Source organism: Pseudomonas sp. GM102, from assembly GCF_000282555.1.
In the GTDB taxonomy this organism is placed as follows: domain Bacteria; phylum Pseudomonadota; class Gammaproteobacteria; order Pseudomonadales; family Pseudomonadaceae; genus Aquipseudomonas.
Window position 1 is genome coordinate 29,968 of sequence record NZ_AKJB01000099.1, and the last position, 24,466, is coordinate 54,433.

Below are 24,466 nucleotides of genomic sequence, written 5' to 3' on the forward strand. Positions count from 1 at the left end.
CGTTCTTAACGTCCGTAAGTTGAAGTGATGGTCGCTTTGGCTAAGGCGTTGGCATTGAGCATATAGCCCACCAAGGCGCCGCTGGCCTGGTTGTCGAGTGGTAGCTTATCGACTTTCAGCGCCCATACGGTGAATTGATAGCGATGCGGCTTATCCCCTACAGGAGGGCAAGCCCCGCCAAATGCCGGTTGGCCATAATCGGTTCGCCCTTGTACTGCACCGGCAGGCAGGTTCGAGCCGACCCCTCTTGGCAAACTGCTGGTTGAAGCAGGTAAGTTGACCACCGTCCAATGCCACCAGCCGCTGCCGGTCGGTGCATCGGGATCGTAGACCGTGATCGCGTAACTTTTAGTCCCCGCCGGGGCATTGCTCCAGGAAAGCTCGGGCGAAGTATTGCCCCCTTCACAACCGAAACCCTGGAACACCTCGCGGCTGGTCAACGGGCGGTTTTCAGCAATATCCTGGCTCTTCAGCGAGAACTCGGCAGCGTGTCCCGTGAGCACGACGCCCATGGACAATGCGGATAGGATTATTCTGATGTTCATCGTGACCTCATCTGAGTGTTGGCGTGAGGCACGAGTTTAGAGAGAGCAAAGGCTGGTTACTGTGCCGAAATGCTCGACCATTGTGCTTGAACGCTCTCTCGACTCAGAGGCCAATCCAATCCTGCTCAAACCGCTCCGAAGATGTTTTTCATCGCCGCATACTGCAGCAGCATGATGGTCTTGGCATCGCAGATTTCCCCGCGATAGAACGCCGCCAGCGCCTCGTCGAACTTCCACTCCAACACTTCCAGTTCTTCGGTTTCTTCCTCTAGCCCGCCGCCATCACTGACTTTGGAAGAGACGTCGTACTCGGCCATGAAGAAATGCAGCTTTTCAGTCACCGAACCGGGGCTCATGTAGGCTTCGAAAACCTTCTGCACATGGTGGACGCGATAGCCGGTTTCCTCCTCGGCCTCAGCGCGAATGCGCTCTTCAGGCGCAACGCCTTCCAGCAGGCCCGCCGCCACTTCAATCAGCAAACCATCGTGGCCGTTGACGAACACCGGCAGCCTGAACTGGCGGGTCAGCACCACGGTTTTCTTCTCGCGGTTGAACAGCAGAATCGCCGCACCATTGCCCCGGTCGTAAACTTCGCGAGTCTGACGCTGCCAGTCGCCGTTGTTGCGCAAGTAATCGAAAGTGATTTTCTTCAGCAGATACCAGTCGTGGGACAGCACCCGGGACTCGATGATGTTGACCCGCTCGGCTGTGTTCGACATGACAATCCATCCTTATGTTCGTCAGAAAGCGTCCATGTTAGGCGAAAACAGAAAAGCCCGGCATGACTGCCGGGCTTCTTTTTTATCGCTGGTTGGCGACTTCAGGAATCGCTGCGGTTTCCTCTTGAGAAGACAGCTGCTGGCCGTGGATCAACTGTCCATAACGCCGACTGACCCCCCAGTTGTACGCAACGTTGTCCTTGCTGACCCCGTTGTCCCAGTTCACCGACCAGGTCATCAGGCCTTTGATGGGAAGCCCCTTGGCGTCGAGGCGCTTGAAGGCGTTCACCACAGCGGTCGGGTTGATCACATAGCCGGTGGCCGCCGCATCGACGTTGGACGGCAGGCCAATGACGAACTTGTCTGCAGGAATCTTCGTGTACCCGCGAGTGCCGGTCACCAGACTTTCGGTCAGGTAAAACAGGAAGTCCTCCTTCATCGCGTCATTGTTCTGAGCGATCCAGGCGCCAGCGCCGTTGTTGGCTTCCGGCACCCAGAGGCCGTCACCGCCCTGGTTGTAATACTGCGGCGCAATGAAGTCGTAATAGCCTTCCAGCGCCTGGAGGTAGCCAACGTATTTACCGGAAGTGGTCAGGTACGGAAACTCCGGTGCCATGCTGATGATGAAGTGTTTGCCTTCGCCGGCGTAATGATCCTTCACCAGTTTCAGGGCAGCGGGCAGGACGGTCTTGTTGTCGGCGAAATCAATCGCGCTCTGTTCAAGATCGATGTCCAGCCCATCGAAGCCGTAGGTTTCGACCAGTCGGATGATTTCGTTGGCCAGCGGCTGTTCGTTACCTTTGTGCAGCTCGATATGCGCGTCGGCACCGCCGAGGGAAATCAGCACCGCCCTGCCCTGGCCGTTCAGCACGCCGACCTGACGGCGGAACTCGGCGTCGGACAGGTTGTAAGGCTTGAAGGTCGGGATGCCGTTGCCCTTCATGAAGGCCACGGCCACCACGTTGTACTCCTTGGGTACGTCCGCCAGGTTCATGTTGGCGAACTTCCCGCGCTGGTAACCGTCACTCGGGCCAGCCGGCCAGTTGTGCCAGAAGCCCATGAGGATCTTTTTACCGGCGATCGAGGGCATCAACGAAGCGGCGTCGCTCAGTTGAGATTTGAGTAATGAAAAGTCGATTTTTGACATGTTCTAATCCTTCAGAACGTGTTGATTCATAGGTTTGGCGTTACTTGAAATCCACGTCGAACGCTTGATAGAACGCGTTGCCCGTGTTGGCCACGATCCACATCAGCACAATGACGTGATGGCCCTGCTTGTTGGCCGGCAATTTCACTTCGTGGTTGACCTTGGCCTTCATCTCGGCCGAATGGCTGTAGTACGGCACCTGGGTGTAGAAGTCATCGAAGAACGGTTGTGCCTCCAGTTGCGCGCGGCTGATGCGTCGTTTCGGGTCCCAGCCGTCCTTGGTGATGAGCCAGCGATAGCCACGGGTGACGTGGGGCGCGGTGTATTCCCAAGTGACCTTGAAGGTCTGGCCAGGGGCGACATTCAATAGCGGCCAGGCGAACGGACGATTGAGTTTTTCGCTCATTTCCTCGTTGGTGAAGTTGATGCAATCACGGTCGTCGACCTTGCCGCCGCTGAGGATGTGGCCATCGGCGGGAGGGGTCACGCTGTCGCTGTCGGTTTGATATGGCACCGGGAACGGGCCTGCTGTCAGCGATGGGAAATTCTTGCCGCCTTCCATTTCGTTGACCTGCCAGTTACCCAGCAATCCCAGCTCCACGGCAACCGCGCCGCGGCTGAAGGGGGATGTGACACGACCGTGTCGAAGTTGCGTTTGAGTCTGTGGTTGGTTCATCTTTTTCACTCCGTTGATTCAAGAACTCTCCTTCCCGAGGAGAGGCCTTCAACCTAACGGAGCTGGTTTTTTTGTCCATTGGCCCATTTCTCGGATGGATCATGCGTTTGCGAACCATTCGCCCGCAAATACTGGATGCATAACCAGCACGCCAAATCAAATCCTACGAACCTTGTGGCAAAAGGATTACAGCGCAAGGTAACGATTGGCACGCTTTCAGCCTTAGGAAAGTTGCGCCTTGTATTCTTTCTGATACTGCCCGGCGAGGGTTTCTTTCTGTTGCTCGTCGAGTAACTTGCCGGCCATCTGGAAGAACTTCTGCTCCTCCTCTTTCAAGTGGTGATGGACCTTCTCCGAGAGCTTTTTCGCCGTTGCCAACCAGGATGGACTGGACATTTCGGTCGCATCCAGCGCTTCCATCATCTCGTCCATTTCGTGATGTTCGGAGATGGCGTGGCGGCTAAGATCCACACCATTGTCAAACTCCATCAGCGGCATGTAGAAATGGCGTTCTTCAGCGGTTTCGTGGGCCTGAAGCTCGGATTTGAGTCGTTTGTAAGCCTCGACCCGTTCCGGGGTGTCGCCGCGGGTTTGAATCAGCGCATCGGCATAGCGGCGCTGACGGTCGTGACTTTCACGCAAGGCTTCAAAAATGTTCACGGGCTGTCCTCAATGGCTGCGTTCAGCAATGACGTTGTTCAGGCTAGACATTCCTGGGAGTCCGGCGGTTCCTTCGGTTACAGGGGATAGAACAATCGCCACAACCGGGATAGGCTCGGTGTTCACTGCCATAAGGATGTGTAGCCTATGACCCTGCGAATCGAATTGTCGAAAAATGCCACCCCGGAAGAACGCGAGGCGATTCTCACACCGCTGCGCGCCTACAACGCCTCAAAGGCCGGGACCACGGTGTCGGAGCAGATTGCTTTGCTGGTACGCAATGACAGCGACGAGATTCTCGGCGGGCTTTATGGCCGAGTGTTTTACCAGTGGTTTTTCATTGAGTTGTTGTCGGTGCCGGAGCAGGCCCGGGGACAAGGGATGGGCTCGAAGCTGATGCAGATGGCCGAAGACCTGGCGCGGGAGAAGGAATGCGTGGGGATCTGGCTGGACACCTTCGACTTCCAGGCGCCGGAGTTTTACAAGAAACACGGCTACAGCGAATTAGGGCACATCGCCGATTACCCGCCGGGCCACAAGCGCTTCTTTTTCCAGAAGCGTTTGGCGAACGACGCCTAACCCTGTGGGAGCAACCCCGTTTGTGATCGACACCGGACAATTGTGGGAGCGAGCCTGCTCGCGATAGCGGTTTTTCATTCAACAATGTTGTCGACTGACCCGCCACTATCGCGAGCAGGCTCGCTCCCAAGGGAGGTGCGTGGCTCATCAACTCAGAGGCAGGTCGCCAACGCCGCCAATCGGCGTTTGGCGACAAAATCGTCATGCTGCGCGTAGTAGCTCAACGCTGTACCCGAGGCATCGGTAGTCACGTCTACGAAAGATTCAGCCGAACGGGTATACACCGTCGAGCCGCCCTTCTTGCCCGGCTGCAAATAAGCGCCCGCATCGACGCCAAACACCGCTTCGTCCTGCCAGGCAAACTGCACGCACTGGGCGACGACTTTTTCCGGTTTGTCCGAGGTCAGGGTTTTGTACGGGGTTTTGGTGCGGGCGTCATTCATCGCCGATCCGGCGCAGCCCGCCAGTAAGGTTGCGGCCAGCGCCACCATCAGAATTCGCATTGCGTTCGCTCATCAAGAAAAAGCGGACTGTATCACCGCGGCGCGGCGTATCGTTCTGCTTTACTTCATTTATACCGCGACACCGCGCAACGATTCGCGCACCCTGTCGCGCCATTAACGCCGCATCGCCCATTTCTCCGGGCGCATTTTTCTGGAAAGGCCATGACCCCCAACGCCGAATACTACAAACCGACCACTGAATACGCCGACAAGCTGATCAGCCAGATCGGTCAGACGCCTTCCTGGATCGCCAAGCGAATTGGCGTCACCGACAAGCGGATTCGTTACATTCTCGATGGCGAAAGAACCGTCAAAGGCGAAACCACGCCGATCCAGATGACCTACCCCGAGCAGTTTGCTCTGGAGTGTCTGGCCGCGGCGGCCAAGGCGAGCAAAAAGCAGTCTTCCAAGGAGTGACCATGGCGGCAACCGAACAGCAACACGAGCAGGCGCTGAAAAAGTTTCTCGATGAGCGTCCTGAATTGCGCGTCGAACTGGACAACCTGAATCCACTGTTGGCCCAGGCCAAGGGCGAGACAGTGGCGCAGTACCGCGATGAGCGCTTGCATGAAGCGTTCGAAGCCGAGGCTGAGCGCCTGGGTTTGTTTGCCTGGGAGCTGACACTGCAACTGACTGCCGCCACGTCTGAGGACTACCAGGCCCAACGTCTGGAGGTGCACAAGGAAGTCGCGGAGATGGCCGGCATGGACTGGCTGGAGTATTGCGAGTTATATGGGTTAACCAAATAATCTCGCTGCTCAAGGAAGCCTTCATCGATGCTGCCTTCGCCCTCAAGTACCCGGGCCACACCGGGCCATTTGCATACCCATAAATGGCGCGGGCGCATCGGCCTGTCGCTGGTCGCCAGTTTGTCGGTGCTCGCCGGCATGACCGATGCCATCGGCTTCATGGCCAGCGGCGACTTCGTGTCCTTCATGAGCGGCAACACCACCCGTCTGGCCGTGGCGATCAGCGACGGCGACCTCGGGCTGACCCTGCGCCTGGTAATCCTCGTGACCACGTTCGTCGCCGGCAACGCCTTGGGCATTGTCGTCAGCCGGCTCGGTGGCCGACGGGCGTTGCCGTTGCTGCTGTGCATCGCCACGCTGCTCTGCGGCGCTGCGGCATGGCCCTATGAGACGCAATTGCCTGCGCTGCTGGCGGCGATCATCGCCATGGGCATGCTCAACGCCGCCGTGGAAGAAGTGAACGGCCTGCCGGTCGGGCTGACTTATGTCACCGGGGCGTTGTCGCGGTTTGGTCGTGGGCTGGGGCGGTGGATGCTTGGCGAGCGGCGCAATGGCTGGCGAGTGCAGTTGATCCCGTGGGCCGGGATGTTTGCCGGCGCGGTGCTGGGTGCTTTGCTGGAACATCATCTTGGGCTCAAGGCGCTGTTTGTCAGCGGGCTGCTGGCCGGGGCGCTGGGGTTGCTGTCGTTGAAGATACCGCGGCGTTGGCAGTTGGGGTATATGCCGCGCTGAATCTTGTATTGACTGTTCGGGCCTCATCGCGGGCAAGCCCGCTCCCACAGGGATTTGTGTGATGCCGAAGATTGTAGCTTCACCGCAAAACCTGTGGGAGCGGGCTTGCCCGCGATGAGGCCCGAACAGACAACATCGATTTAGCCGCCCTGCCGATAAAGCTTTATCATGGCCGCAGTTTCGCTGATCGAGCCCATCATGAAATTCGCCATTGCGCTGTTTTCCGCCGCCCATGCGCCCTCCTCGCGCCGTGCCCTGCTGTTCGCCCAGGCCGCGCTGGCCGGCGGGCATGAGATTGTCCGGCTGTTTTTCTATCAGGATGGCGTCTACAACGCGTCCGCCAGCGTGGTCACGCCTCAGGATGAGCAGGACTTGCCCAAGCAATGGCGCAACTTTGTCACTGAGCATCAACTCGATGGCGTGGTCTGCATCGCCGCCGCCCTGCGCCGTGGGGTGTTGAACGAGGAAGAAGCCCAACGTTATCAGCGTGAAGCGGTCGCGGTGGGTGCGCCGTGGGAATTGTCCGGCCTCGGCCAGTTGCATGACGCGGTGCAGGACGCTGACCGCTTGATCTGTTTCGGAGGCGCGTGAGATGGCTAAATCCTTGCTGATTATCAGCCGTCAGGCGCCATGGTCCGGGCCCAATGCACGGGAAGCGTTGGACATCGTGCTGGCCGGCGGTGCCTTCGATCTGCCGATCGGCCTGCTGTTTCTCGATGACGGCGTGTTCCAGCTCGCCAATGAACAGAACGCCAAAGCCCTGCAACAGAAAGACCTGAGCGCCAACCTGCAAGCCTTGCCGATGTTCGGTGTCGAAGACCTGTTCGTGTGCGGTGAAAGCGCCGCGACCCGTGGTCTGGACCCCGAAAACCTGTCACTTGAAGAAGCCCGGGTGCTGACCACCCAGGACATCACCGCCCTTATTGACCGTTACGACCAGGTGATCACCCTCTGATGTCGACTTTGCATGTGTTGTCTCATTCCCCTTTCGGCGACGAGCGCCTGAGCAGTTGCCTGCGCGTGATCGGCGCCAACGATGCGCTGCTGCTCAGTGGCGACGCGGCCTATGCCTTGCAGCCAGGCACTGCGCCGTTCGGCGCGCTGCACGCCCGCCAATTGAAACTGTTCGTGCTGGCCGAAGATGCTCAAGCGCGGGCTCTGCAAGTCCCGGACTGGGCCAAGGCCATTGATTACCCGGCCTTCGTCGAACTGTCGATTCACTACGACAAGGTCAACAGTTGGCTATGAAATCCATGACGGTCGGTGCCCGCGCCATTGAACTGGACAAGGACGGTTTCCTGGTCGAACTGAGTGACTGGTCTGCCGAGGTGGCCGCCGCCCTCGCTGCCGCCGAAGACATCGAGTTGAGCCCGGAACACTGGGAGATCCTCGAACTGCTGCGCAGTTTCTACGACGAATTCCAGCTGTCCCCGGCGACCCGCCCGCTGATCAAGTACACCGCATTGAAACTCGGCCCCGACAAGGGCAACAGCCTGCACCTGAACCGACTGTTCAAAGGCACCCCTGCCAAACTCGCCGCGAAACTGGCGGGCCTGCCCAAACCGACGAATTGCTTATGACCGACTATCCAGCACTGACCCTCGAAACGCCCGCCGAGCACCCGTTCGCCCAGTTCGTGCGGATTCTTGGCAAAGGTAAACGCGGTGCCCGCAACCTGACTCGCGAAGAGGCCCGCGAGGCCATGGGCCTGTTGCTCGACGACAAGGTCGAAGACACCCAGCTCGGCGCCTTCCTGATGCTGTTGCGACACAAGGAAGAAAGCGCCGAGGAAATGGCCGGGTTCACCGAAGCCGTGCGTGAACGCCTGAATCCGCCAGCGCTGGCGGTTGATCTGGACTGGCCGACGTATGCCGGCAAGAAGCGCCACTTGCCGTGGTACCTGCTGGCGGCCAAGTGCCTGGCGCAGAACGGCGTGCGCATCTTCATGCATGGCGGCGGCGCGCACACGGCCGGTCGGCTGTACAGCGAACAACTGCTCGAGACGCTGAACATTCCACTGTGCCGCAACTGGCAGCAGGTCGACGCTGCGCTCGATCAGGGCGGCCTGGCATTCATGCCATTGGTGGACTGGGCCCCGCAGCTTCAGCGGATGATCGACTTGCGCAACACCTTGGGCCTGCGCTCGCCGATCCATTCCCTGGCGCGGATTCTCAACCCGTTGGGCGCTCGCTGTGGCCTGCAAAGCATTTTCCACCCTGGCTATCAGGCCGTGCATCGCGATGCCAGCGGTTTGCTCGGCGATACCGCCATCGTCATCAAGGGCGACGGCGGTGAAATCGAGATCAACCCGGACGCCGACAGTCACCTGTATGGCACCACTGGCGGCGAAAGCTGGGATGAAGAATGGCCGCAGCTGTCGACCCAGCGCCACGTCAAACCGGCCAGCCTCGATCCGGAGCATTTGAAAGCGGTGTGGCGTGGCGACGTGGTCGATAGCTACCCGCAAATGGCGCTGATCTCGACCATGGCCCTGGCGTTGCGCGGCCTCGGCCAGAGCCGCGAGCAAGCGTTCGAAACCGCCCAGCAGTACTGGGACGCCCGGGACAAATCGATTTAACCGATCATAACTGCCTAACCTTTGCGCTTTTTGTTCGAACCCATGCGCATAGACTCCCCTCCAACGCTTATCGGTTGAGGAGTTTTGAACATGGGTTTGTTAGTCGAAGGCCGCTGGCAAGATCAGTGGTATGAAAGCAAGGACGGCACGTTCCAGCGCGAACAGGCACAACGTCGCAACTGGCTGACCGCCGACGGCAGGCCAGGCCCGACCGGCGTCGGTGGTTTTGCCGCCGAGGCTGGTCGTTATCATCTCTATGTGTCCCTCGCCTGCCCGTGGGCTCATCGAACGCTGATTCTGCGTAAGCTCAAAGGCCTGGAAAGCCTGATCGATGTGTCGGTGGTTAGCTTTCTGATGCTGGAGAACGGCTGGACCTTCGACAAGGCTCACGGCTCGACTGGCGACAAGCTTGGCGATCTGAAATTTCTGCACCAGCGCTACACCACCGATACCACCGACTACACCGGCCGCGTCACGGTGCCGGTACTCTGGGACAAACAGACGAATCGCATCGTCAACAATGAATCGGCGGAGATCATCCGCATGTTCAACAGCGCGTTCGATGATTTGACCGGCAACGACCTGGATTTCTACCCAGCCCTCTTGCGAAACGAAATCGACGCCATGAACGAGCGGATTTATCCGGCGGTGAACAACGGCGTGTACCGCGCCGGGTTTGCCACCTCGCAGCAGGCTTATGAAGAAGCGTTCGATGAGTTATTTGCTGAGCTGGATCGGCTGGAGCAATTGCTGGGCGCCAATCGTTACCTGACGGGTGAATACCTGACCGAAGCCGACATCAGGCTATTCACTACCCTGATTCGCTTTGATGCGGTGTATTACGGCCACTTCAAATGCAATTTACGGCGGATGGCCGATTATCCGAATCTGTCGAACTGGCTACGGGAGATTTATCAGTGGCCGGGGATTGCCGAGACGGTGAGTTTCGAGCACATCAAGAATCACTACTACGGTAGCCACAAGACCATCAATCCAACCGGGATCGTGCCTAAAGGGCCGGCGCAGGATTTCACTGCAGCTCATGATCGGGCGCGGTTGAGCGGGAAAGGGGTTTGGCGCAAGGCCTGAAGTTTATTCAGGATTTGAGGGCCCCATCGCGAGCAGGCTCGCTCCCACATTTGATTTGCGTCGTTCACAAATCCCCTGTGGGAGCGAGCCTGCTCGCGATGGGGGCGACTCGGTCTCTAGACCTGCGCCTGAGCCCCTTCGAACCACGCCAGTTTCTCGCGCAGTTGCACCACTTCCCCGACGATCACCAGCGTCGGCGCATGCACTTCATGCTCCGCCACCAGCCGTGGAAGATCGGCCAGGGTGCCGGTAAACACCCGCTGATTGACCGTGGTGCCCTGCTGGATCAACGCCGCCGGGGTATCGGCCGCGCGACCGTGCTTGATCAACTGCTCGCAGATGATCGGCAGGCCCACCAGGCCCATGTAAAACACCAGGGTTTGCGCCGGCGCGACCAGGTCGGCCCACGGCAAATCGGTGGAGCCGTCCTTGAGGTGCCCGGTGACAAACCGCACCGACTGCGCGTAATCGCGGTGAGTCAGTGGAATCCCGGCATAGGCCGCGCAACCACTGGCCGCGGTAATGCCCGGGACGACCTGGAACGGAATGCCATGGGCCGCCAGCTCTTCGATCTCTTCACCGCCGCGCCCGAAGATAAACGGATCGCCGCCCTTCAAGCGCACCACGCGCTTGCCGGCCTTGGCCAGATCCACCAGATGCTGGTTGATCTGTTCCTGAGGCACGGCGTGATCGGCGCGGCGCTTGCCGACGTAGACCCGCTCGGCATCGCGACGGCACAAATCCAGAATCGCCGGCGCTACCAAACGGTCATACAGCACCACATCGGCCTGCTGCATCAGACGCAAGGCGCGGAAGGTCAACAGGTCGGGGTCACCCGGCCCTGCACCTACCAAATAGACTTCACCAGTGGCTACTGGCGCTTCACCGTTGATCTTCGCCAGCATCAAGCGCTCGGCCTCGGCGCCCTGCCCGGCCAGTTGCCGGTCAGCAATCGGACCCTGGAAGACATCCTCCCAGAACGCCCGGCGCTGTTGCACATCCGGAAACAGGCCTTTGACCTGAGTGCGGAAACGCGCCGCCAGACCGGCCAGTTGCCCGTAGGTGGAAGGAATCCAGGTTTCCAGCTTGGCGCGAATCAACCGCGCCAGCACCGGCGCATCACCGCCGCTGGACACCGCAATGATCAGCGGAGAACGGTCGACGATCGCCGGGAAGATCACGCTGCACAGGGCCGGCGCGTCCACCACGTTGACCGGCACGCAACGCCGATGAGCATCGGCGGAGACTTGCGCGTTCAGCGGTTCGTCGTCGGTGGCGGCGATGATCAGCCCGCAACCGTCCAGATCCGCCTCGACGTAGCCACGCACCAGACACTCGCCACCGCTGCCGACCACCAGCTCGCGCAGTTGCGGTTCGATTTGCGGTGCAACCACCCGCAGCAGCGCACCGGCTTCGGCCAGCAGGCGGGATTTGCGCAAGGCAATCTCCCCTCCGCCGACGACCAATACACGACTGCCGCGAAGGTTATGAAACAGCGGCAGATAGTCCATTTAGCCGATGACCTCAAGGCCACCCATGTACGGCTTGAGCACCTCAGGCACACGGATCGAACCGTCGGCCTGCTGGTAGTTCTCGAGCACCGCCACCAGGGTACGACCGACCGCCAGGCCGGAACCGTTCAGGGTGTGAACCAGCTCAGGCTTGCCGGTTTCCGGGTTGCGGAAACGCGCTTGCATGCGCCGGGCCTGGAAATCGCCGCAGTTGGAGCACGACGAAATTTCGCGATATTTGTCCTGGCTCGGAATCCACACTTCCAGGTCGTAGGTCTTGACCGCGCTGAAGCCCATGTCGCCCGTGCACAGCGCCAGGGTGCGATACGGCAGTTCCAGCAGCTGCAGGACTTTTTCGGCGTTGGCCGTCAGGTTTTCCAGCGCTTGCATCGAGGTCGATGGTTCAACGATCTGCACCATCTCGACCTTGTCGAACTGGTGCTGACGGATCATGCCGCGAGTGTCGCGACCCGATGCACCGGCCTCGCTGCGGAAGCACGGTGTGTGTGCCACGAATTTGATCGGTAGCAGTTTCGAATCGACGATCTCGCCAGCGACGATGTTGGTCAGCGACACTTCAGCGGTCGGGATCAGGTACAGATCGGCTTCGCCTTCGCGGCTGATCTTGAACAGGTCTTCTTCGAACTTCGGCAACTGACCGGTGCCCTGCAACGCAGGCGCCTGCACCAGGTACGGGGTGTAGGCCTCTTCGTAACCGTGTTCGTTGATGTGCAAGTTGATCATGAACTGTGCCAGCGCACGGTGCAGACGGGCGATCGGGCCCCGCAGCAGGGCGAAACGGGCGCCGGACAGCTTGGCGGCGGTTTCGAAGTCCAGCCAGCCGAACTTCTCGCCCAGGGCCACGTGGTCCTGAACCGGGAACTCGAAAGCTTTAGGCGTGCCCCAGCGGCGCACTTCAACGTTGCCTTCTTCGTCATCGCCAACCGGCACCGATTCGTGCGGCAGGTTCGGAATGCCCAGCAAGATCGAATCCAGCTCGGTCTGAATCGCGTCCAGCTCGACTTTACCGGCGCTCAACTCACCCGCCATGCGCTCGACGTCCGCCATCAACGGCGCGATGTCTTCGCCGCGCTGCTTGGCCTGACCGATGGACTTGGAGCGCGCGTTACGTTCAGCCTGCAGAGCTTCGGTGCGGGTCTGGACGGTCTTGCGCTGTTCTTCCAGCGCTTCGATGCGCGCAACATCCAGGGCAAAGCCACGGGATGCCAGGCGGTCCGCTACGTCCTGAAGGTTGCTACGTAACAGTTTGGAATCGAGCATGTCGGTTTCTCGTTATCAAAGTTTGGTCAAGGACAGGCCAGCCCAGGTGGCGAGCAGCCCGCCGAATACGCTGATGACCGCATAGCCCAGGGCCAGCGGCACTTGCCCGGTTTCCAGCAGGCGCACCGTATCCAGTGAAAAGGATGAAAAAGTCGTCAGCCCCCCGAGGAAGCCGACCATCAACCCGGCGCGCACCGCAAACGGTACCTCCGGGCGAATCAAAAACAGACCGTATAGAACGCCGATCAGCAAACAGCCCACGATATTAACGGCCAGCGTCGCGGTATAGAAGTGCCGCGGCCAATTCGCGTTGATCCAGTTACCGGTGGCGAAGCGCAATAGCGTGCCGGCGACACCGCCGACAGAAACGGCAACGATCAATGCAATCACTATTTTCTCCGCTGCCGGGGGCTTAGACGATCAAGCTGCGCGAGGTGGCTGAGCTTTTCGCCGATTTTCAGTTCCAGGCCGCGGGGCACTGGTTGATAGAACCGTTGCGGTTCGAGTTCGTCCGGGAAGTAGTCTTCGCCAGCGGCGTAGGCATCCGGTTCATCGTGGGCATAGCGGTATTCATCGCCATAACCCAATTGCTTCATCAACTTGGTCGGCGCATTGCGCAAGTGCAGCGGCACTTCGAGCGAACCGTGTTCGGTGGCGCTGCGTATCGCGGCTTTAAAGCCCATGTACACCGCATTGCTTTTCGGCGCGCAGGCCAGATACGTAATGGCCTGGGCCACTGCCAACTCACCTTCGGGGCTGCCGAGCCGCTCCTGCACTTCCCACGCCGCCAGGCACAGGCTCAGGGCGCGAGGGTCGGCATTACCGATGTCTTCGCTGGCCATGCGCACCACGCGCCGAGCCAGGTACAGCGGGTCGCAACCGCCGTCGATCATCCGCGCGAACCAGTACAACGCGCCATCCGGGTTGGAGCCGCGCACCGACTTATGCAGCGCGGAGATCTGGTCGTAGAAGGCTTCGCCGCCCTTGTCGAAGCGCCGACGGGTATCGCCAAGCAGGCTTTGCAGCAGCTCGACGCCGATTTCGCTGTTGTCTTCGGCCAGGTCGGAGGCGTTTTCCAGCAGGTTGAGCAGACGCCGGCCATCGCCATCGGCGGCGGACAACAGCATCTGGAAACCTTCATCGCTGAGGGTCAGTTGCCGCTTGCCCAACCCACGCTCTTCGGTCAGCGCACGATGCACCAGTTTGCGCAGAGCCGCTTCGTCGAGGCTTTTGAGCACATAGACGCGCGCCCGGGACAGCAGCGCGTTATTGAGTTCGAACGAGGGGTTTTCGGTGGTCGCGCCGATGAAAATCAGCGTGCCGTCTTCAACGTACGGCAGGAACGCATCCTGCTGGGACTTGTTGAAGCGGTGTACTTCGTCGACAAACAGGATGGTGCGTTTACCGTATTGCCCGGCCTGCTGCTTGGCAACTTCCACCGCCTGGCGGATTTCCTTCACGCCGGCCAGCACCGCCGAAACCGTTTCGAAGTGCGCATCGGAGACTTCCGCGAGCAGCCGCGCCAAGGTGGTTTTACCCACCCCCGGCGGGCCCCAGAAAATCATCGAATGCAGGGCACCCTGCTCCAGCGCTTCGCGCAAAGGCTTGCCGCGAGCGAGCAGGTGTTCCTGACCGACGTACTCGTCCAGATTGGTCGCGCGCAGGCGTGCGGCCAAGGGCTGAGCAATCGGGGCGCTGCGAAACAGGTCCATCACGTGCGGTTGAAACCTCGTTTTTTTACGTAGTTCTCAAGTCTGGCGAAATCCTGTGGCGAGGGAGCTTGCTCCCGCTGGACTGCGCAGCAGTCCCATTTTGGGGGTGCTTCGCGCTCCAGCGGGAGCAAGCTCCCTCGCCACACAAGCCCGCTCCCACAGGTTATGCGTCTTACTCCTGGATCACGTCCGCCCCTTTAGGGATGTCGAACTTGAATTTGGACGCAGGAATCGGCTCGTTGGCCTTCACGCCGGTGAACAGGATATTGGTGCGCTGACCGACGCTATCAATCAGTTGCATGTCATTGACCAGACCGTTGCGGAACGACAGACGCAAGCTGTCGAACAGGGTGTCTTTGGTTTTCGGCTTCAGGGTGAAGTCGATCACGCCGCCAGCTTCCTTGGCGCTGATGTCGAAGCTCTGGCTGATCTTGGACACGTCACCGGACAACAACAGGGCCGGAGTCTGGGTCAGACGCTGGTCGAGGGTCTTGATGGTGACCTGCTCCAGGTCCGGGTCCCACAGGGAAACCTTCTTGCCGTCGGACACCATCAGTTGCTCTTGCGGCGCATCGGTGTGCCAGTAGAACAGGCCCGGGCGCTGCAAGGACATTTGACCGGCGGTTTCCTGCAACTGGGTGCCGCTACCATCAAGAGTCAGCTGGGAGAAACGCGCGGTCAGGGTCTGGGATTTTTCCAGCAGTTGAGTCAGACGCGCCACGTCCTTGTCATCGGCGTGGGCCGAGAGCGTGGTCAAAGCCAGTACCGGCAGCAACAGCATGCGGATAAGACGCATGGGAGTCCTCATAAACATTCGTGGGAGTGCGGGCGGCATCTCAGACACCGCCCCTTTCAAAACCGGATCAGTCGCGCACCGGGCCAGGGGCCAGGACTTCACGCGAACCGTTGGTGTTCATGGACGTCACGACCCCGGCCATTTCCATGGCTTCGATCATGCGCGCCGCGCGGTTGTAGCCGATTTTCAGCTTGCGCTGAACCGCGGAGATGGACGCGCGACGGCTTTCCAGTACGAACTGCACCGCTTCGTCGTAGAGCGCATCGGTTTCGGCATCATCGTCACCGCCACCGCCGCCGTTTTCAAAGCCGCTACCGGGCTCTTCGACACCGGCGAGGATGTCATCATTGTATTCAGGTGCGCCGCGCAGTTTCCAGGCTTCAACCACCCGGTGAACCTCGTCATCGGACACGAACGCGCCGTGAACACGAATCGGCAGACTGGTTCCCGGCGGCATGTACAACATATCACCGTGGCCCAGCAGTTGTTCGGCGCCGCCCTGGTCGATGATGGTCCGCGAATCGATCTTGCTCGATACCTGGAACGCCATACGGGTCGGAATGTTCGCCTTGATCAGGCCGGTGATCACGTCCACCGACGGCCGCTGGGTCGCGAGGATCAAGTGGATACCAGCCGCACGGGCCTTCTGGGCGATACGGGCGATCAGCTCTTCAACCTTCTTGCCGACGATCATCATCATGTCGGCGAATTCGTCGACGACCACCACGATGGTCGGCAGTTTTTGCAGCAGTGGTGCTTCGTCGTGGATGCTTTCGCGCTTGTACAGCGGATCGCTCAACGGCTCGCCGGCGTCCTGGGCTTCCTTGACCTTGGCGTTGAAGCCCGAGAGGTTACGCACGCCCATTTTCGCCATCAGCTTGTAGCGCCGCTCCATCTCGGCGACGCTCCAGCGCAAGGCGTTGGCGGCGTCCTTCATGTCGGTGACCACCGGGCACAGCAGGTGCGGAATGCCTTCGTAGATCGACAGCTCAAGCATTTTCGGGTCGATCATGATCAGCTTGGCGTCTTCCGGGCCAGACTTGAACAGAATCGACAGGATCATCGCGTTCACACCCACAGACTTACCGGAACCGGTCGTACCGGCCACCAGCAAGTGCGGCATTTTCGCCAGGTCGGTGATGACCGGCTTGCCGCCGATATCATGACCCAGGGCCAGGGTGACCGGGGACTTGAAGTTATCGTACTCGGGGGTCGACAAGACCTCGGAGAACCGCACGATTTGCCGGTCTTCGTTAGGAATCTCGATACCGACCGTGGTCTTGCCCGGAATCACTTCCACGACACGCACGCTGGTCACGGCCAGGGAACGGGCCAGGTCTTTCGCCAGGTTGGAGATGCGGCTGACTTTGACGCCGGCCGCTGGCTGGATTTCGTAACGGGTAATGACCGGGCCCGGGTGAATCGAATCCACCGAGACCTCGACGCCGAATTCCTTGAGCTTGATTTCCAGCAAGTGGCCGACGGCCGCCAGGGATTCGGGCGAATAATTGAGTTGTTTCTTTTCCGCGGGGTCGAGAATCGAGATCGGCGGCAAGGTGCCTTCCACGGCACTGTCGACGAACAACGGCGCCTGCTTCTCTTTTTCCACGCGTTTGCTAGGAGCTGCCGGTTTGGGTGGCGCCGGGGCAATCACCGGCGGTACCTGTTTCTCGCGCTCGGACATGTGCTTGCTCAAGGCCTGCTCGCGCTCGATCAGGCGCTCCTTGACCTTGGCCTGCTCGCGCTTGTCGGTGACAGTCGGCGCGACCACGTCATGCACGCGATCGTCGACTTCACGTAGCTGAGCGACCAGTTGCTTGCGCTCGACACGGGCCGCCCACCAGCGATTGGCCGCGCCCTGAAACAGTTCGAACAGATCAAGGGTGATCTTGCCGGTGACGTCCATCACCTTGAACCACGACAGGTCGGTGAACACCGTCAGGCCGAACAGAAACAGCGCGATAAACAACAGCGTGCTGCCCTGGATGTTCAGCGCGTTCCGGGCCAGATCACCGAGGCTTTCGCCCAAAGCGCCACCCGCGCCGGCCGGCAGACCGGTCGCCGCGTGAAAATGGATGTGGGCCAGCGCTGCACCCGACAGCACCAGGAATACCAGGCCGATCAGGCGCCAGGAGAACAACCAGCCGCTCCACTGCCACGGTTCGTGGCGCTGGCGGAAGATCTGATACGCCTTGATCGCCAGCAGCAACGGGAAAATGTAGGCGAAGTAACCCAGGACCATGAACAGGATGTCGGCGCTGTAAGAGCCGGCAGGCCCGCCGAAGTTCTGCACATCGTCGATCTTGCTGTTATGGCTCCAGCCCGGATCGTCTTTGCCGTAGGTCAACAAAGCCATCATCAGGAACAGGCACAAGGCCCCGATGGCGATCAATGCACCTTCCTTGAGCCGGTAGTGCAATTGCTGGCGCCAGAGCGGGACGACTGTTTTAGGTGCTGCGGTGGATTTCTTCAAAACGCTTCTTTTCCTGCGCCCATGGCGCGTCCATCTGTTGAATGACTATAAAAACTGCCCAATCCAGGCAGGTAAAAAAGTTAACAGGCGCAACTGGGACTACTTTTAACACTGCGCCCCGGTTTTTCGAAATACGGCACGCACCGCTTTTTTGATACAAACACTGTTACAAGCGAGCATTGTACGGGTTTGTTCACCCGATGCCATGCTTGAGACCCTTGAGTGCAGCATAGCCAACAGCACAGTACGCGCGGTCCAATTTGAGCATGCATTCTCTTTTGTGACAAAGGCTTATGAGGTGTTTTTATGACTGAAGCGAAGCATTCCCGCCTGATCATTCTGGGTTCCGGACCCGCCGGTTACAGCGCAGCCGTTTATGCCGCTCGCGCCAACCTCAAACCCGTTGTCATCACCGGCATACAGGCAGGTGGCCAGCTGACCACCACCGTCGAAGTCGACAACTGGCCCGGCGACGTCGAAGGCCTGACCGGCCCGGTACTGATGGAACGCATGCAAAAACACGCCGAACGCTTCGACACAGAGATCGTTTACGACCACATCCATACGGCCAAGTTGCAACAGCGCCCGTTCGAGCTCATCGGCGACAGCGGCACCTACACCTGCGATGCGCTGATTATCGCCACCGGCGCTTCGGCCCAATACCTGGGGCTGCCATCGGAAGAAGCCTTTGCCGGCAAAGGGGTTTCGGCCTGCGCCACCTGCGACGGCTTCTTCTACCGCAACCAGGTGGTCGCGGTGGTCGGCGGCGGTAACACGGCCGTGGAAGAAGCGCTGTACCTGTCGAATATCGCCAAGGAAGTTCATTTGATTCACCGTCGCGACAAATTGCGCTCGGAGAAGATCCTTCAGGACAAGCTGTTCGAAAAAGCCGCCAACGGCAATATCCGTCTGCACTGGAACCAGAATCTGGACGAAGTGCTGGGCGATGCCAGCGGCGTGACCGGTGCCCGCCTGCGGCACAGCCATACGGGCGAAACCCATGAATTGCCGCTGGCCGGCGTATTCATCGCCATTGGCCACAAGCCCAATACCGACCTGTTCCAGGGCCAGCTGAAAATGCGCGACGGTTATCTGCTGATCAAGGGTGGCAGCGAAGGGGATGCCACCACCACGGACATTGCAGGCGTGTTCGCCGCCGGCGACGTGGCCGATCATATTTACCGCCAGGCGGTGACGTCCGCCGGGGCCGGCTGCATGGCCGCGCTGGATGCCGAGAAGTATCTCGATGACATCCCCACCGTTTGACGGTTAACCTCCTCAAGGCGGGCTCAACGGCCCGCTACCGCCCTCCCCTTCTGCAAGCCCGGATGCCATGCTGACTTGGTTACAACGCAACACCCTGACCTTCCCGCCGCTGGAAAAAGCCATGCGCGACCCCAACGGGCTGCTGGCCGCGGGCGGCGACCTGTCCGCCGATCGTCTGATTCAAGCCTATCGTCACGGCTGCTTCCCGTGGTTCTCGCAGGGCCAGCCGATTCTCTGGTGGTCGCCGGATCCGCGCACGGTACTGTTTCCCGACGAACTGCATGTCTCCCGTAGCTTGAACAAACTGCTACGCCAACAACGCTATCAAGTGACCTTCGATCGGGATTTTGCCGCGGTCATCCGCGCCTGCGCCGCACCGCGCGAATACGCTGACGGCACTTGGATCACCCAAGAGATGCAGGACGCCTACGTCGAACTGCACAGGCGTGGCTATGCCCATTCGGTGGAGGTCTGGGACGATGGCGTGCTGGTCGGCGGGCTCTACGGCCTGGCTATGGGGCAATTGTTTTTTGGCGAGTCGATGTTCAGCCGCGCCGACAACGCCTCCAAATATGGCTTCGCCACACTGGTGCGACATCTGAAAGACTCAGGTTTTGTGCTGATCGATTGCCAGATGCCTACCGATCATCTGCACAGTTTGGGTGCCCGAGCGATTCCTCGCCGTGAATTTGCTGGCTACCTTGCGCGACACCTGGATCAACCGGGCCGCGCCAACTGGGTTTGCTGAGCGACTTCTGCGCGCGTGGCTTACACTTAATGCGGGGAAACGAATTGAGAGCGCCCCCTAATCAAAAGCTTATCCCGAGGGTTGATCATGACCGAGTTGGCGCGTTTGAAGTTCTATGCCACTCAGCCCCACTCTTGCAGTTATCTGCCCGAGGAGCAGGCCACCACGCTGTTCCTCGACCCTAGCCAGCCCATGGATGTGCATGTCTATGCAGACCTGTCGGAAATGGGTTTTCGTCGCAGTGGCGATCATCTCTACCGGCCCCATTGCCAGCATTGCAATGCGTGCGTACCGGCGCGCATTCCTGTGGCGCAATTTACCCCCAACCGTCAGCAGAAACGCATCGTCAAACGCAATGCCGACTTACAGGTGCGCCCGGCCAGACCAACGTTCAGCGAAGAGTATTTCGACCTCTATCAGCGCTACATCGAACAACGTCACGCCGATGGCGATATGTATCCGCCGAGCCGCGACCAGTTTTCGACCTTCCTTGTGCGCGACCTGCCGTTCTCGCGCTTCTACGAATTCCGTCTCGAAGGCCGACTGCTGGCCGTGGCCGTCACTGACTTGCTGCCCAACGGTTTGTCGGCGGTCTACACCTTCTACGAGCCCGGCGAGGAGCGTCGCAGCCTGGGACGTTACGCGATTCTCTGGCAAATCGGCGAAGCCCGGCGCCTGGGGCTGGAAGCCGTCTATCTCGGCTACTGGATCAAAAACTGCAAAAAAATGAGCTACAAGACCCAATATCGCCCTATCGAACTGCTGATTAATCAGCGTTGGGTCATCCTGAGTTAGTGCCCTGTCTCGCAAATACTGTTCCTTTTTGACGGCGTCTGTTGTCATCATGCTGCGTTGCCGCTCCTTGCCATAGCGGGCTATGACTCGTCGCGGCGCCTTGCCTGACGACAACAGCCACTCGCCAAAAGAGGAACGTATTTGTGAGACAGGACACTAACCCCTTGGCTTAAACCCCATTTTTCGGGCACAATGCACGCCGCTTTTGCCTGGCGCAGTTGCACCGGGCCATTCATTGGACACCGAGGGCTTTACTGCATGTCGAAAGAAGACAGCTTCGAAATGGAAGGCACTGTCGTCGACACCCTGCCCAACACCATGTTTCGTGTGGAGTTGGAAAATGGGCACGTCGTAACCGCGCATATCTCCGGCAAGATGCGCAAGAACTACATCCGTATTCTTACCGGCGACAAAGTGCGCGTCGAGCTGACGCCCTATGACTTGAGCAAAGGGCGCATCACCTACCGCGCTCGCTAATCAAGTCAATACAAAACGCCCGGCTATGCCGGGCGTTTTTGTTTGTGGATCGTTCCCACGCTCTGCGTGGGAATGCCTCAACGGACGCTCTGCGTTCGGCTTTTGAAGGGACGCGGAGCGTCCCAGACTGCATTCCCACGCAGAGCGTGGGAACGATCATGACAGACAGCAAAAAGGCGCCAATCGGCGCCTTTCTGCTTTGTTGCGGTTAACGTCAGGCCATTTCAGCCGTGGTCTCGAACTCGAAGGTCAGCTCGCCGTCCTTGAGGTCGATGTGTACCACACCGCCATGGTCGGCCAGTTCGCCAAAGAGGATCTCTTCGGCCAGTGGACGCTTGATTTTGTCCTGGATCAAACGCGCCATTGGACGAGCGCCCATTGCCGTGTCGTAGCCACTCGCTGCCAGCCAGCCGCGCGCTGCGTCCGTCACTTCCAGCTGCACGCGCTTGTCTTCCAGCTGCGCCTGAAGTTCGGTAAGGAACTTGTCCACCACGCTTTTGATGACCTCATGACTGAGGCGACCAAACTGGATAATGGTGTCCAGACGGTTACGGAATTCCGGCGTGAAGCTCTTCTTGATCACTTCCATCGCATCGGACGAATGGTCCTGATAGGTGAAACCGATCGAAGCACGCGCTGCAGTTTCGGCACCGGCGTTGGTCGTCATGATAACGATCACGTTACGGAAGTCCGCCTTGCGCCCGTTGTTATCAGTCAGCGTACCGTGGTCCATGACCTGCAACAGCAGGTTGAAGACTTCCGGATGCGCCTTCTCGATTTCATCGAGCAACAGCACGCAGTGAGGCTGCTTGGTGATGGCTTCGGTCAGCAAACCGCCCTGATCGAACCCGACATAGCCTGGAGGCGCACCGATCAGACGCGATACGGTGTGGCGCTCCATGTACTCGGACATGTCGAAGCGAACCAGCTCGACCCCCAACGCCTTGGCCAGTTGCCGCGCGGCCTCGGTTTTACCAACGCCGGTCGGCCCTGCGAACAGGAACGAACCGACTGGCTTGTCAGGTGACTTGAGGCCGGCACGGGAGAGTTTGATCGCAGTCGACAGCGAGTCGATCGCCGCATCCTGGCCAAATACCGTAAGTTTCAGGTCACGCTCAAGGTTACGCAGCAGCTCTTTGTCGGAACTGGTGACGTGTTTTGGCGGAATTCGCGCGATTTTCGCAACGATGTCCTCGACCTGAGGCACTTCGATACGCTTCACGCGCTTCTCGATCGGTTGCAGACGCTGATAGGCGCCCGCCTCGTCGATGACGTCGATGGCCTTGTCCGGCATGTGCCGGTCATTGATATAACGCGAGGCCAGTTCCGCAGCGGCGCGCAGGGCTTCATCGCTGTATTCGATGTTGTGGTGCGCTTCGAAACGCCCTTTCAGGCCACGCAGGATGCCGATGGTGTCTTCCACCGAAGGTTCCGACACATCGACCTTCTGGAAGCGCCGAGCCAGGGCACGGTCCTTCTCGAAGATCCCACGGAATTCCTGGAACGTGGTCGAACCGATGCAACGAATATCGCCCGAAGACAGCAATGGCTTGAGCAGGTTCGAGGCATCCATGACGCCACCGGACGCAGCGCCCGCACCGATGATGGTGTGGATCTCGTCGATGAACAGGATCGCCTGCGGACGTTTTTTCAGCTCATTGAGCAGCGCCTTGAAGCGCTTCTCGAAATCGCCGCGGTATTTGGTCCCGGCCAGCAAAGCCCCCAGATCGAGGGAATACACCACGCTGTTGGCCAGCAGATCCGGTACCTGGTTGTCAACAATGCGTTTGGCCAGGCCTTCGGCAATCGCGGTTTTACCCACGCCTGCCTCGCCCACCAACAGCGGGTTGTTTTTGCGACGACGCGCGAGGATCTGCGCGACGCGCTCGACTTCCAGCTCACGGCCTACCAACGGATCGATACGACCCTGGCGCGCGAGTTCGTTGAGGTTGCTGGCATAAGCATCCAGAGGATTGCCTGAAGAAGAAGACTCACCGCCCTCGTCGTCCTGCATATCTTGTTCACCTTCAGAGTGATCGCCATGCCCCGGCACTTTGGAAATGCCATGGGCGATGTAGTTGACGACATCGATGCGCGCAACGCTCTGCTGTTTCAGCAGAAACACTGCCTGACTCTCTTGCTCACTGAAGATTGCGACCAGCACGTTAGCACCAGTCACCTCGCGTTTGCCCGAGCTCTGTACGTGAAAGACAGCACGCTGCAATACACGCTGGAAGCCCAGGGTTGGCTGGGTTTCACGATCCTCGTCATGAAGAGGGATCAATGGCGTGGTGGAGTCGATGAACTCCTGCAGATCATGCTTGAGTTTGTCGAGGTTTGCGCCGCAGGCACGCAAAACGGTGGCGGCAGCCTCATTATCCAATAGGGCCAACAGCAGGTGTTCGACGGTCATGAATTCATGACGCTTCGAACGAGCCTCCTTGAAGGCAAGATTGAGGGTGACTTCGAGCTCGCGGTTTAACATAGCTTCACCTCATACCCAAGTGGTCGGCGATTAACCGTCCTTCTCGATTTCACAGAGTAGCGGATGCTGGCTTTCCCTGGCGTACTGGTTGACCTGCATGGCCTTGGTCTCGGCGATGTCGCGGGTAAACACTCCACATACTGCCCGTCCTTCTGTGTGGACGGCCAGCATGACCTTGGTCGCCAGCTCGCGATTCAGGTTAAAAAACACCTCGAGCACTTCGACGACGAAATCCATCGGTGTGTAGTCATCGTTGAACAAAACCACCTTGTACATCGGTGGCGCCTGTAGAGCAGGCTTAGCCTCCTGAACAGCAATGCCTGCGGAATCGTCGTCGTGTAAATCAGGGCGATCCTGATTGAATGTTAGTCGAATCTGGCTGATTGCATGCATGGAAAGAAAGGTTCGTCAGTTGTGCAAATACAGTGGTGGGGGCTGTTATGAACGTTTTCAACTCCGACTGCCCGGTCACCTTGACTATCGGAAAATCGGTGTTACAACCAATAGAGCCCACAGTGGGTAAAAAAGGTCCGCGGAGTCAATCTATTTGCAAGATTAGACTGCGGATTAACTGGATGATACTCCAGTGATGGAGTCTGTTGCAGAGGGATATGGGTATGGCTGTCGGTAAGGTGAAATGGTTCAACAATGCCAAGGGGTTCGGTTTCATTAACACCGACGCCAGAGAAGGTCGCGACGAAGATGGAAAAGAAATCGATTTCTTCGCCCACTATTCGGCTATTGAGATGGTCGGATACAAGACCCTCAAGGCCGGGCAAATCGTTAGCTTCGAGATCATTCAGGGCCCCAAAGGGCTGCATGCAGTAAAGATCGCGGCTGCCACCTCCCCGAACGAACAGAGCGTCCCTGCCACCCGGCAAGAAACAGTGTCGAGCTGACGCAGCTCGTCATCCAGTCATAAAAAAACCGCCCGAAGGCGGTTTT

28 protein-coding genes and 1 pseudogene are annotated in these 24,466 nt (G+C 59.2%); 15 read left to right on the forward strand and 14 right to left on the reverse strand.

Annotated elements, in window-relative coordinates:
* Positions 1 to 5: 5 nt before the first annotated feature.
* From PMI18_RS06600 to PMI18_RS06580, 5 genes and pseudogenes are all read right to left on the reverse strand, one after another.
* Positions 6 to 545 carry a kinase inhibitor gene (locus PMI18_RS06600; protein ID WP_007904882.1) on the reverse strand — a complete coding sequence of 180 codons (540 nt, stop codon included), beginning with the start codon at positions 543 to 545 and terminating at the stop codon, positions 6 to 8.
* A gap of 125 nt (positions 546 to 670) precedes the next feature.
* Positions 671 to 1,264, reverse strand: coding sequence for an NUDIX domain-containing protein (locus tag PMI18_RS06595; protein ID WP_007904884.1), 594 nt, complete (start codon positions 1,262 to 1,264; stop codon positions 671 to 673).
* A gap of 112 nt (positions 1,265 to 1,376) precedes the next feature.
* Positions 1,377 to 2,411, reverse strand: a pseudogene (locus PMI18_RS06590) (chitinase); the annotation flags it as partial.
* Positions 2,412 to 2,451: 40 nt separating this feature from the next.
* Positions 2,452 to 3,087 (reverse strand): lytic polysaccharide monooxygenase auxiliary activity family 9 protein, encoded by a 636-nt coding sequence (locus PMI18_RS06585; RefSeq protein ID WP_007904886.1) that lies wholly within the window; start codon positions 3,085 to 3,087, stop codon positions 2,452 to 2,454.
* A 222-nt stretch (positions 3,088 to 3,309) separates the two neighbouring features.
* A complete protein-coding gene (locus PMI18_RS06580; protein WP_007904887.1) occupies positions 3,310 to 3,747 on the reverse strand; it encodes a hemerythrin domain-containing protein in 438 nt (145 codons plus the stop codon).
* A 147-nt stretch (positions 3,748 to 3,894) separates the two neighbouring features.
* Here PMI18_RS06580 and PMI18_RS06575 point away from each other — a divergent pair, with 147 nt between their 5' ends.
* Positions 3,895 to 4,326, forward strand: a complete 432-nt coding sequence (locus PMI18_RS06575) for a GNAT family N-acetyltransferase (RefSeq protein ID WP_007904888.1) — start codon at positions 3,895 to 3,897, stop codon at positions 4,324 to 4,326.
* A 152-nt stretch (positions 4,327 to 4,478) separates the two neighbouring features.
* Here PMI18_RS06575 and PMI18_RS06570 read toward each other — a convergent pair whose 3' ends face one another.
* Positions 4,479 to 4,829 carry a hypothetical protein gene (locus tag PMI18_RS06570; protein ID WP_007904889.1) on the reverse strand — a complete coding sequence of 117 codons (351 nt, stop codon included), beginning with the start codon at positions 4,827 to 4,829 and terminating at the stop codon, positions 4,479 to 4,481.
* Positions 4,830 to 4,991: 162 nt separating this feature from the next.
* Here PMI18_RS06570 and PMI18_RS06565 point away from each other — a divergent pair, with 162 nt between their 5' ends.
* From PMI18_RS06565 to PMI18_RS06525, 9 genes are all read left to right on the forward strand, one after another.
* Positions 4,992 to 5,246 (forward strand): hypothetical protein, encoded by a 255-nt coding sequence (locus tag PMI18_RS06565; protein WP_007904890.1) that lies wholly within the window; start codon positions 4,992 to 4,994, stop codon positions 5,244 to 5,246.
* 2 nt (positions 5,247 to 5,248) lie between these two features.
* Positions 5,249 to 5,578 (forward strand): DUF6388 family protein, encoded by a 330-nt coding sequence (locus PMI18_RS06560; RefSeq protein WP_007904891.1) that lies wholly within the window; start codon positions 5,249 to 5,251, stop codon positions 5,576 to 5,578.
* A gap of 27 nt (positions 5,579 to 5,605) precedes the next feature.
* Positions 5,606 to 6,310 (forward strand): YoaK family protein, encoded by a 705-nt coding sequence (locus PMI18_RS06555; RefSeq protein WP_007904893.1) that lies wholly within the window; start codon positions 5,606 to 5,608, stop codon positions 6,308 to 6,310.
* Positions 6,311 to 6,508: 198 nt separating this feature from the next.
* Positions 6,509 to 6,901, forward strand: coding sequence for a sulfurtransferase complex subunit TusD (gene tusD, locus PMI18_RS06550; RefSeq protein ID WP_007904900.1), 393 nt, complete (start codon positions 6,509 to 6,511; stop codon positions 6,899 to 6,901).
* Between the two features lies 1 nt (position 6,902).
* Positions 6,903 to 7,265 carry a sulfurtransferase complex subunit TusC gene (gene tusC, locus PMI18_RS06545; RefSeq protein WP_007904902.1) on the forward strand — a complete coding sequence of 121 codons (363 nt, stop codon included), beginning with the start codon at positions 6,903 to 6,905 and terminating at the stop codon, positions 7,263 to 7,265.
* On the forward strand, positions 7,265 to 7,558 hold the full coding sequence (gene tusB, locus PMI18_RS06540; RefSeq protein ID WP_007904905.1) for a sulfurtransferase complex subunit TusB: 294 nt from the start codon (positions 7,265 to 7,267) through the stop codon (positions 7,556 to 7,558). The genes tusC and tusB overlap by 1 nt, the downstream gene beginning before the upstream one ends.
* Entirely contained in the window at positions 7,555 to 7,890 is a 336-nt protein-coding gene (locus tag PMI18_RS06535) for a TusE/DsrC/DsvC family sulfur relay protein (RefSeq protein ID WP_007904907.1), read from the forward strand. Before tusB ends, PMI18_RS06535 begins: the two co-directional genes overlap by 4 nt.
* Positions 7,887 to 8,888 (forward strand): glycosyl transferase family protein, encoded by a 1,002-nt coding sequence (locus PMI18_RS06530; protein ID WP_007904909.1) that lies wholly within the window; start codon positions 7,887 to 7,889, stop codon positions 8,886 to 8,888. The genes PMI18_RS06535 and PMI18_RS06530 overlap by 4 nt, the downstream gene beginning before the upstream one ends.
* Positions 8,889 to 8,978: 90 nt before the next feature.
* Positions 8,979 to 9,977, forward strand: a complete 999-nt coding sequence (locus PMI18_RS06525; protein WP_007904911.1) for a glutathione S-transferase family protein — start codon at positions 8,979 to 8,981, stop codon at positions 9,975 to 9,977.
* A 116-nt stretch (positions 9,978 to 10,093) separates the two neighbouring features.
* Here the strand turns inward: PMI18_RS06525 and cysG are convergent, their stop codons facing one another.
* The 6 genes from cysG to PMI18_RS06495 all read right to left on the reverse strand — a co-directional run bounded on the left by cysG (position 10,094) and on the right by PMI18_RS06495 (position 17,750).
* Complete coding sequence (cysG, locus tag PMI18_RS06520; protein ID WP_007904912.1) at positions 10,094 to 11,488, reverse strand: siroheme synthase CysG; 1,395 nt, start codon at positions 11,486 to 11,488, stop codon at positions 10,094 to 10,096.
* Positions 11,489 to 12,769 (reverse strand): serine--tRNA ligase, encoded by a 1,281-nt coding sequence (serS, locus tag PMI18_RS06515; protein ID WP_007904913.1) that lies wholly within the window; start codon positions 12,767 to 12,769, stop codon positions 11,489 to 11,491.
* Positions 12,770 to 12,784: 15 nt separating this feature from the next.
* Complete coding sequence (gene crcB / locus PMI18_RS06510) at positions 12,785 to 13,159, reverse strand: fluoride efflux transporter CrcB (protein ID WP_007904914.1); 375 nt, start codon at positions 13,157 to 13,159, stop codon at positions 12,785 to 12,787.
* Positions 13,159 to 14,481: a replication-associated recombination protein A gene (locus tag PMI18_RS06505; protein ID WP_007904915.1), complete on the reverse strand. Its 1,323-nt coding sequence runs from the start codon at positions 14,479 to 14,481 to the stop codon at positions 13,159 to 13,161. The genes crcB and PMI18_RS06505 overlap by 1 nt, the downstream gene beginning before the upstream one ends.
* Positions 14,482 to 14,653: 172 nt before the next feature.
* Complete coding sequence (lolA, locus tag PMI18_RS06500; protein WP_007904916.1) at positions 14,654 to 15,277, reverse strand: outer membrane lipoprotein chaperone LolA; 624 nt, start codon at positions 15,275 to 15,277, stop codon at positions 14,654 to 14,656.
* A 67-nt stretch (positions 15,278 to 15,344) separates the two neighbouring features.
* Positions 15,345 to 17,750, reverse strand: coding sequence for a DNA translocase FtsK (locus PMI18_RS06495; RefSeq protein ID WP_032830114.1), 2,406 nt, complete (start codon positions 17,748 to 17,750; stop codon positions 15,345 to 15,347).
* A gap of 306 nt (positions 17,751 to 18,056) precedes the next feature.
* Here PMI18_RS06495 and trxB point away from each other — a divergent pair, with 306 nt between their 5' ends.
* From trxB to infA, 4 genes are all read left to right on the forward strand, one after another.
* Positions 18,057 to 19,016, forward strand: coding sequence for a thioredoxin-disulfide reductase (gene trxB / locus PMI18_RS06490; RefSeq protein WP_007904928.1), 960 nt, complete (start codon positions 18,057 to 18,059; stop codon positions 19,014 to 19,016).
* 67 nt (positions 19,017 to 19,083) lie between these two features.
* A complete protein-coding gene (aat, locus tag PMI18_RS06485) occupies positions 19,084 to 19,764 on the forward strand; it encodes a leucyl/phenylalanyl-tRNA--protein transferase (RefSeq protein WP_007904929.1) in 681 nt (226 codons plus the stop codon).
* A gap of 87 nt (positions 19,765 to 19,851) precedes the next feature.
* Entirely contained in the window at positions 19,852 to 20,559 is a 708-nt protein-coding gene (locus PMI18_RS06480; RefSeq protein ID WP_007904935.1) for an arginyltransferase, read from the forward strand.
* A 258-nt stretch (positions 20,560 to 20,817) separates the two neighbouring features.
* The gene (gene infA, locus PMI18_RS06475; protein ID WP_002553999.1) at positions 20,818 to 21,036 is read left to right on the forward strand and encodes a translation initiation factor IF-1; all 219 of its coding nucleotides are present in this window, start codon (positions 20,818 to 20,820) and stop codon (positions 21,034 to 21,036) included.
* 214 nt (positions 21,037 to 21,250) lie between these two features.
* On the opposite strand, the gene clpA is transcribed toward infA, so the two are convergent.
* Together clpA and clpS are read right to left on the reverse strand one after the other, a co-directional pair.
* Positions 21,251 to 23,521 (reverse strand): ATP-dependent Clp protease ATP-binding subunit ClpA, encoded by a 2,271-nt coding sequence (gene clpA / locus PMI18_RS06470; protein WP_007905018.1) that lies wholly within the window; start codon positions 23,519 to 23,521, stop codon positions 21,251 to 21,253.
* Between the two features lie 30 nt (positions 23,522 to 23,551).
* Positions 23,552 to 23,914 carry an ATP-dependent Clp protease adapter ClpS gene (gene clpS / locus PMI18_RS0129740; RefSeq protein WP_015094394.1) on the reverse strand — a complete coding sequence of 121 codons (363 nt, stop codon included), beginning with the start codon at positions 23,912 to 23,914 and terminating at the stop codon, positions 23,552 to 23,554.
* A gap of 224 nt (positions 23,915 to 24,138) precedes the next feature.
* On the opposite strand from clpS, the gene PMI18_RS06465 reads away from it, so the two are divergent.
* Complete coding sequence (locus PMI18_RS06465; protein ID WP_007905027.1) at positions 24,139 to 24,420, forward strand: cold shock domain-containing protein; 282 nt, start codon at positions 24,139 to 24,141, stop codon at positions 24,418 to 24,420.
* Positions 24,421 to 24,466: the final 46 nt, after the last annotated feature.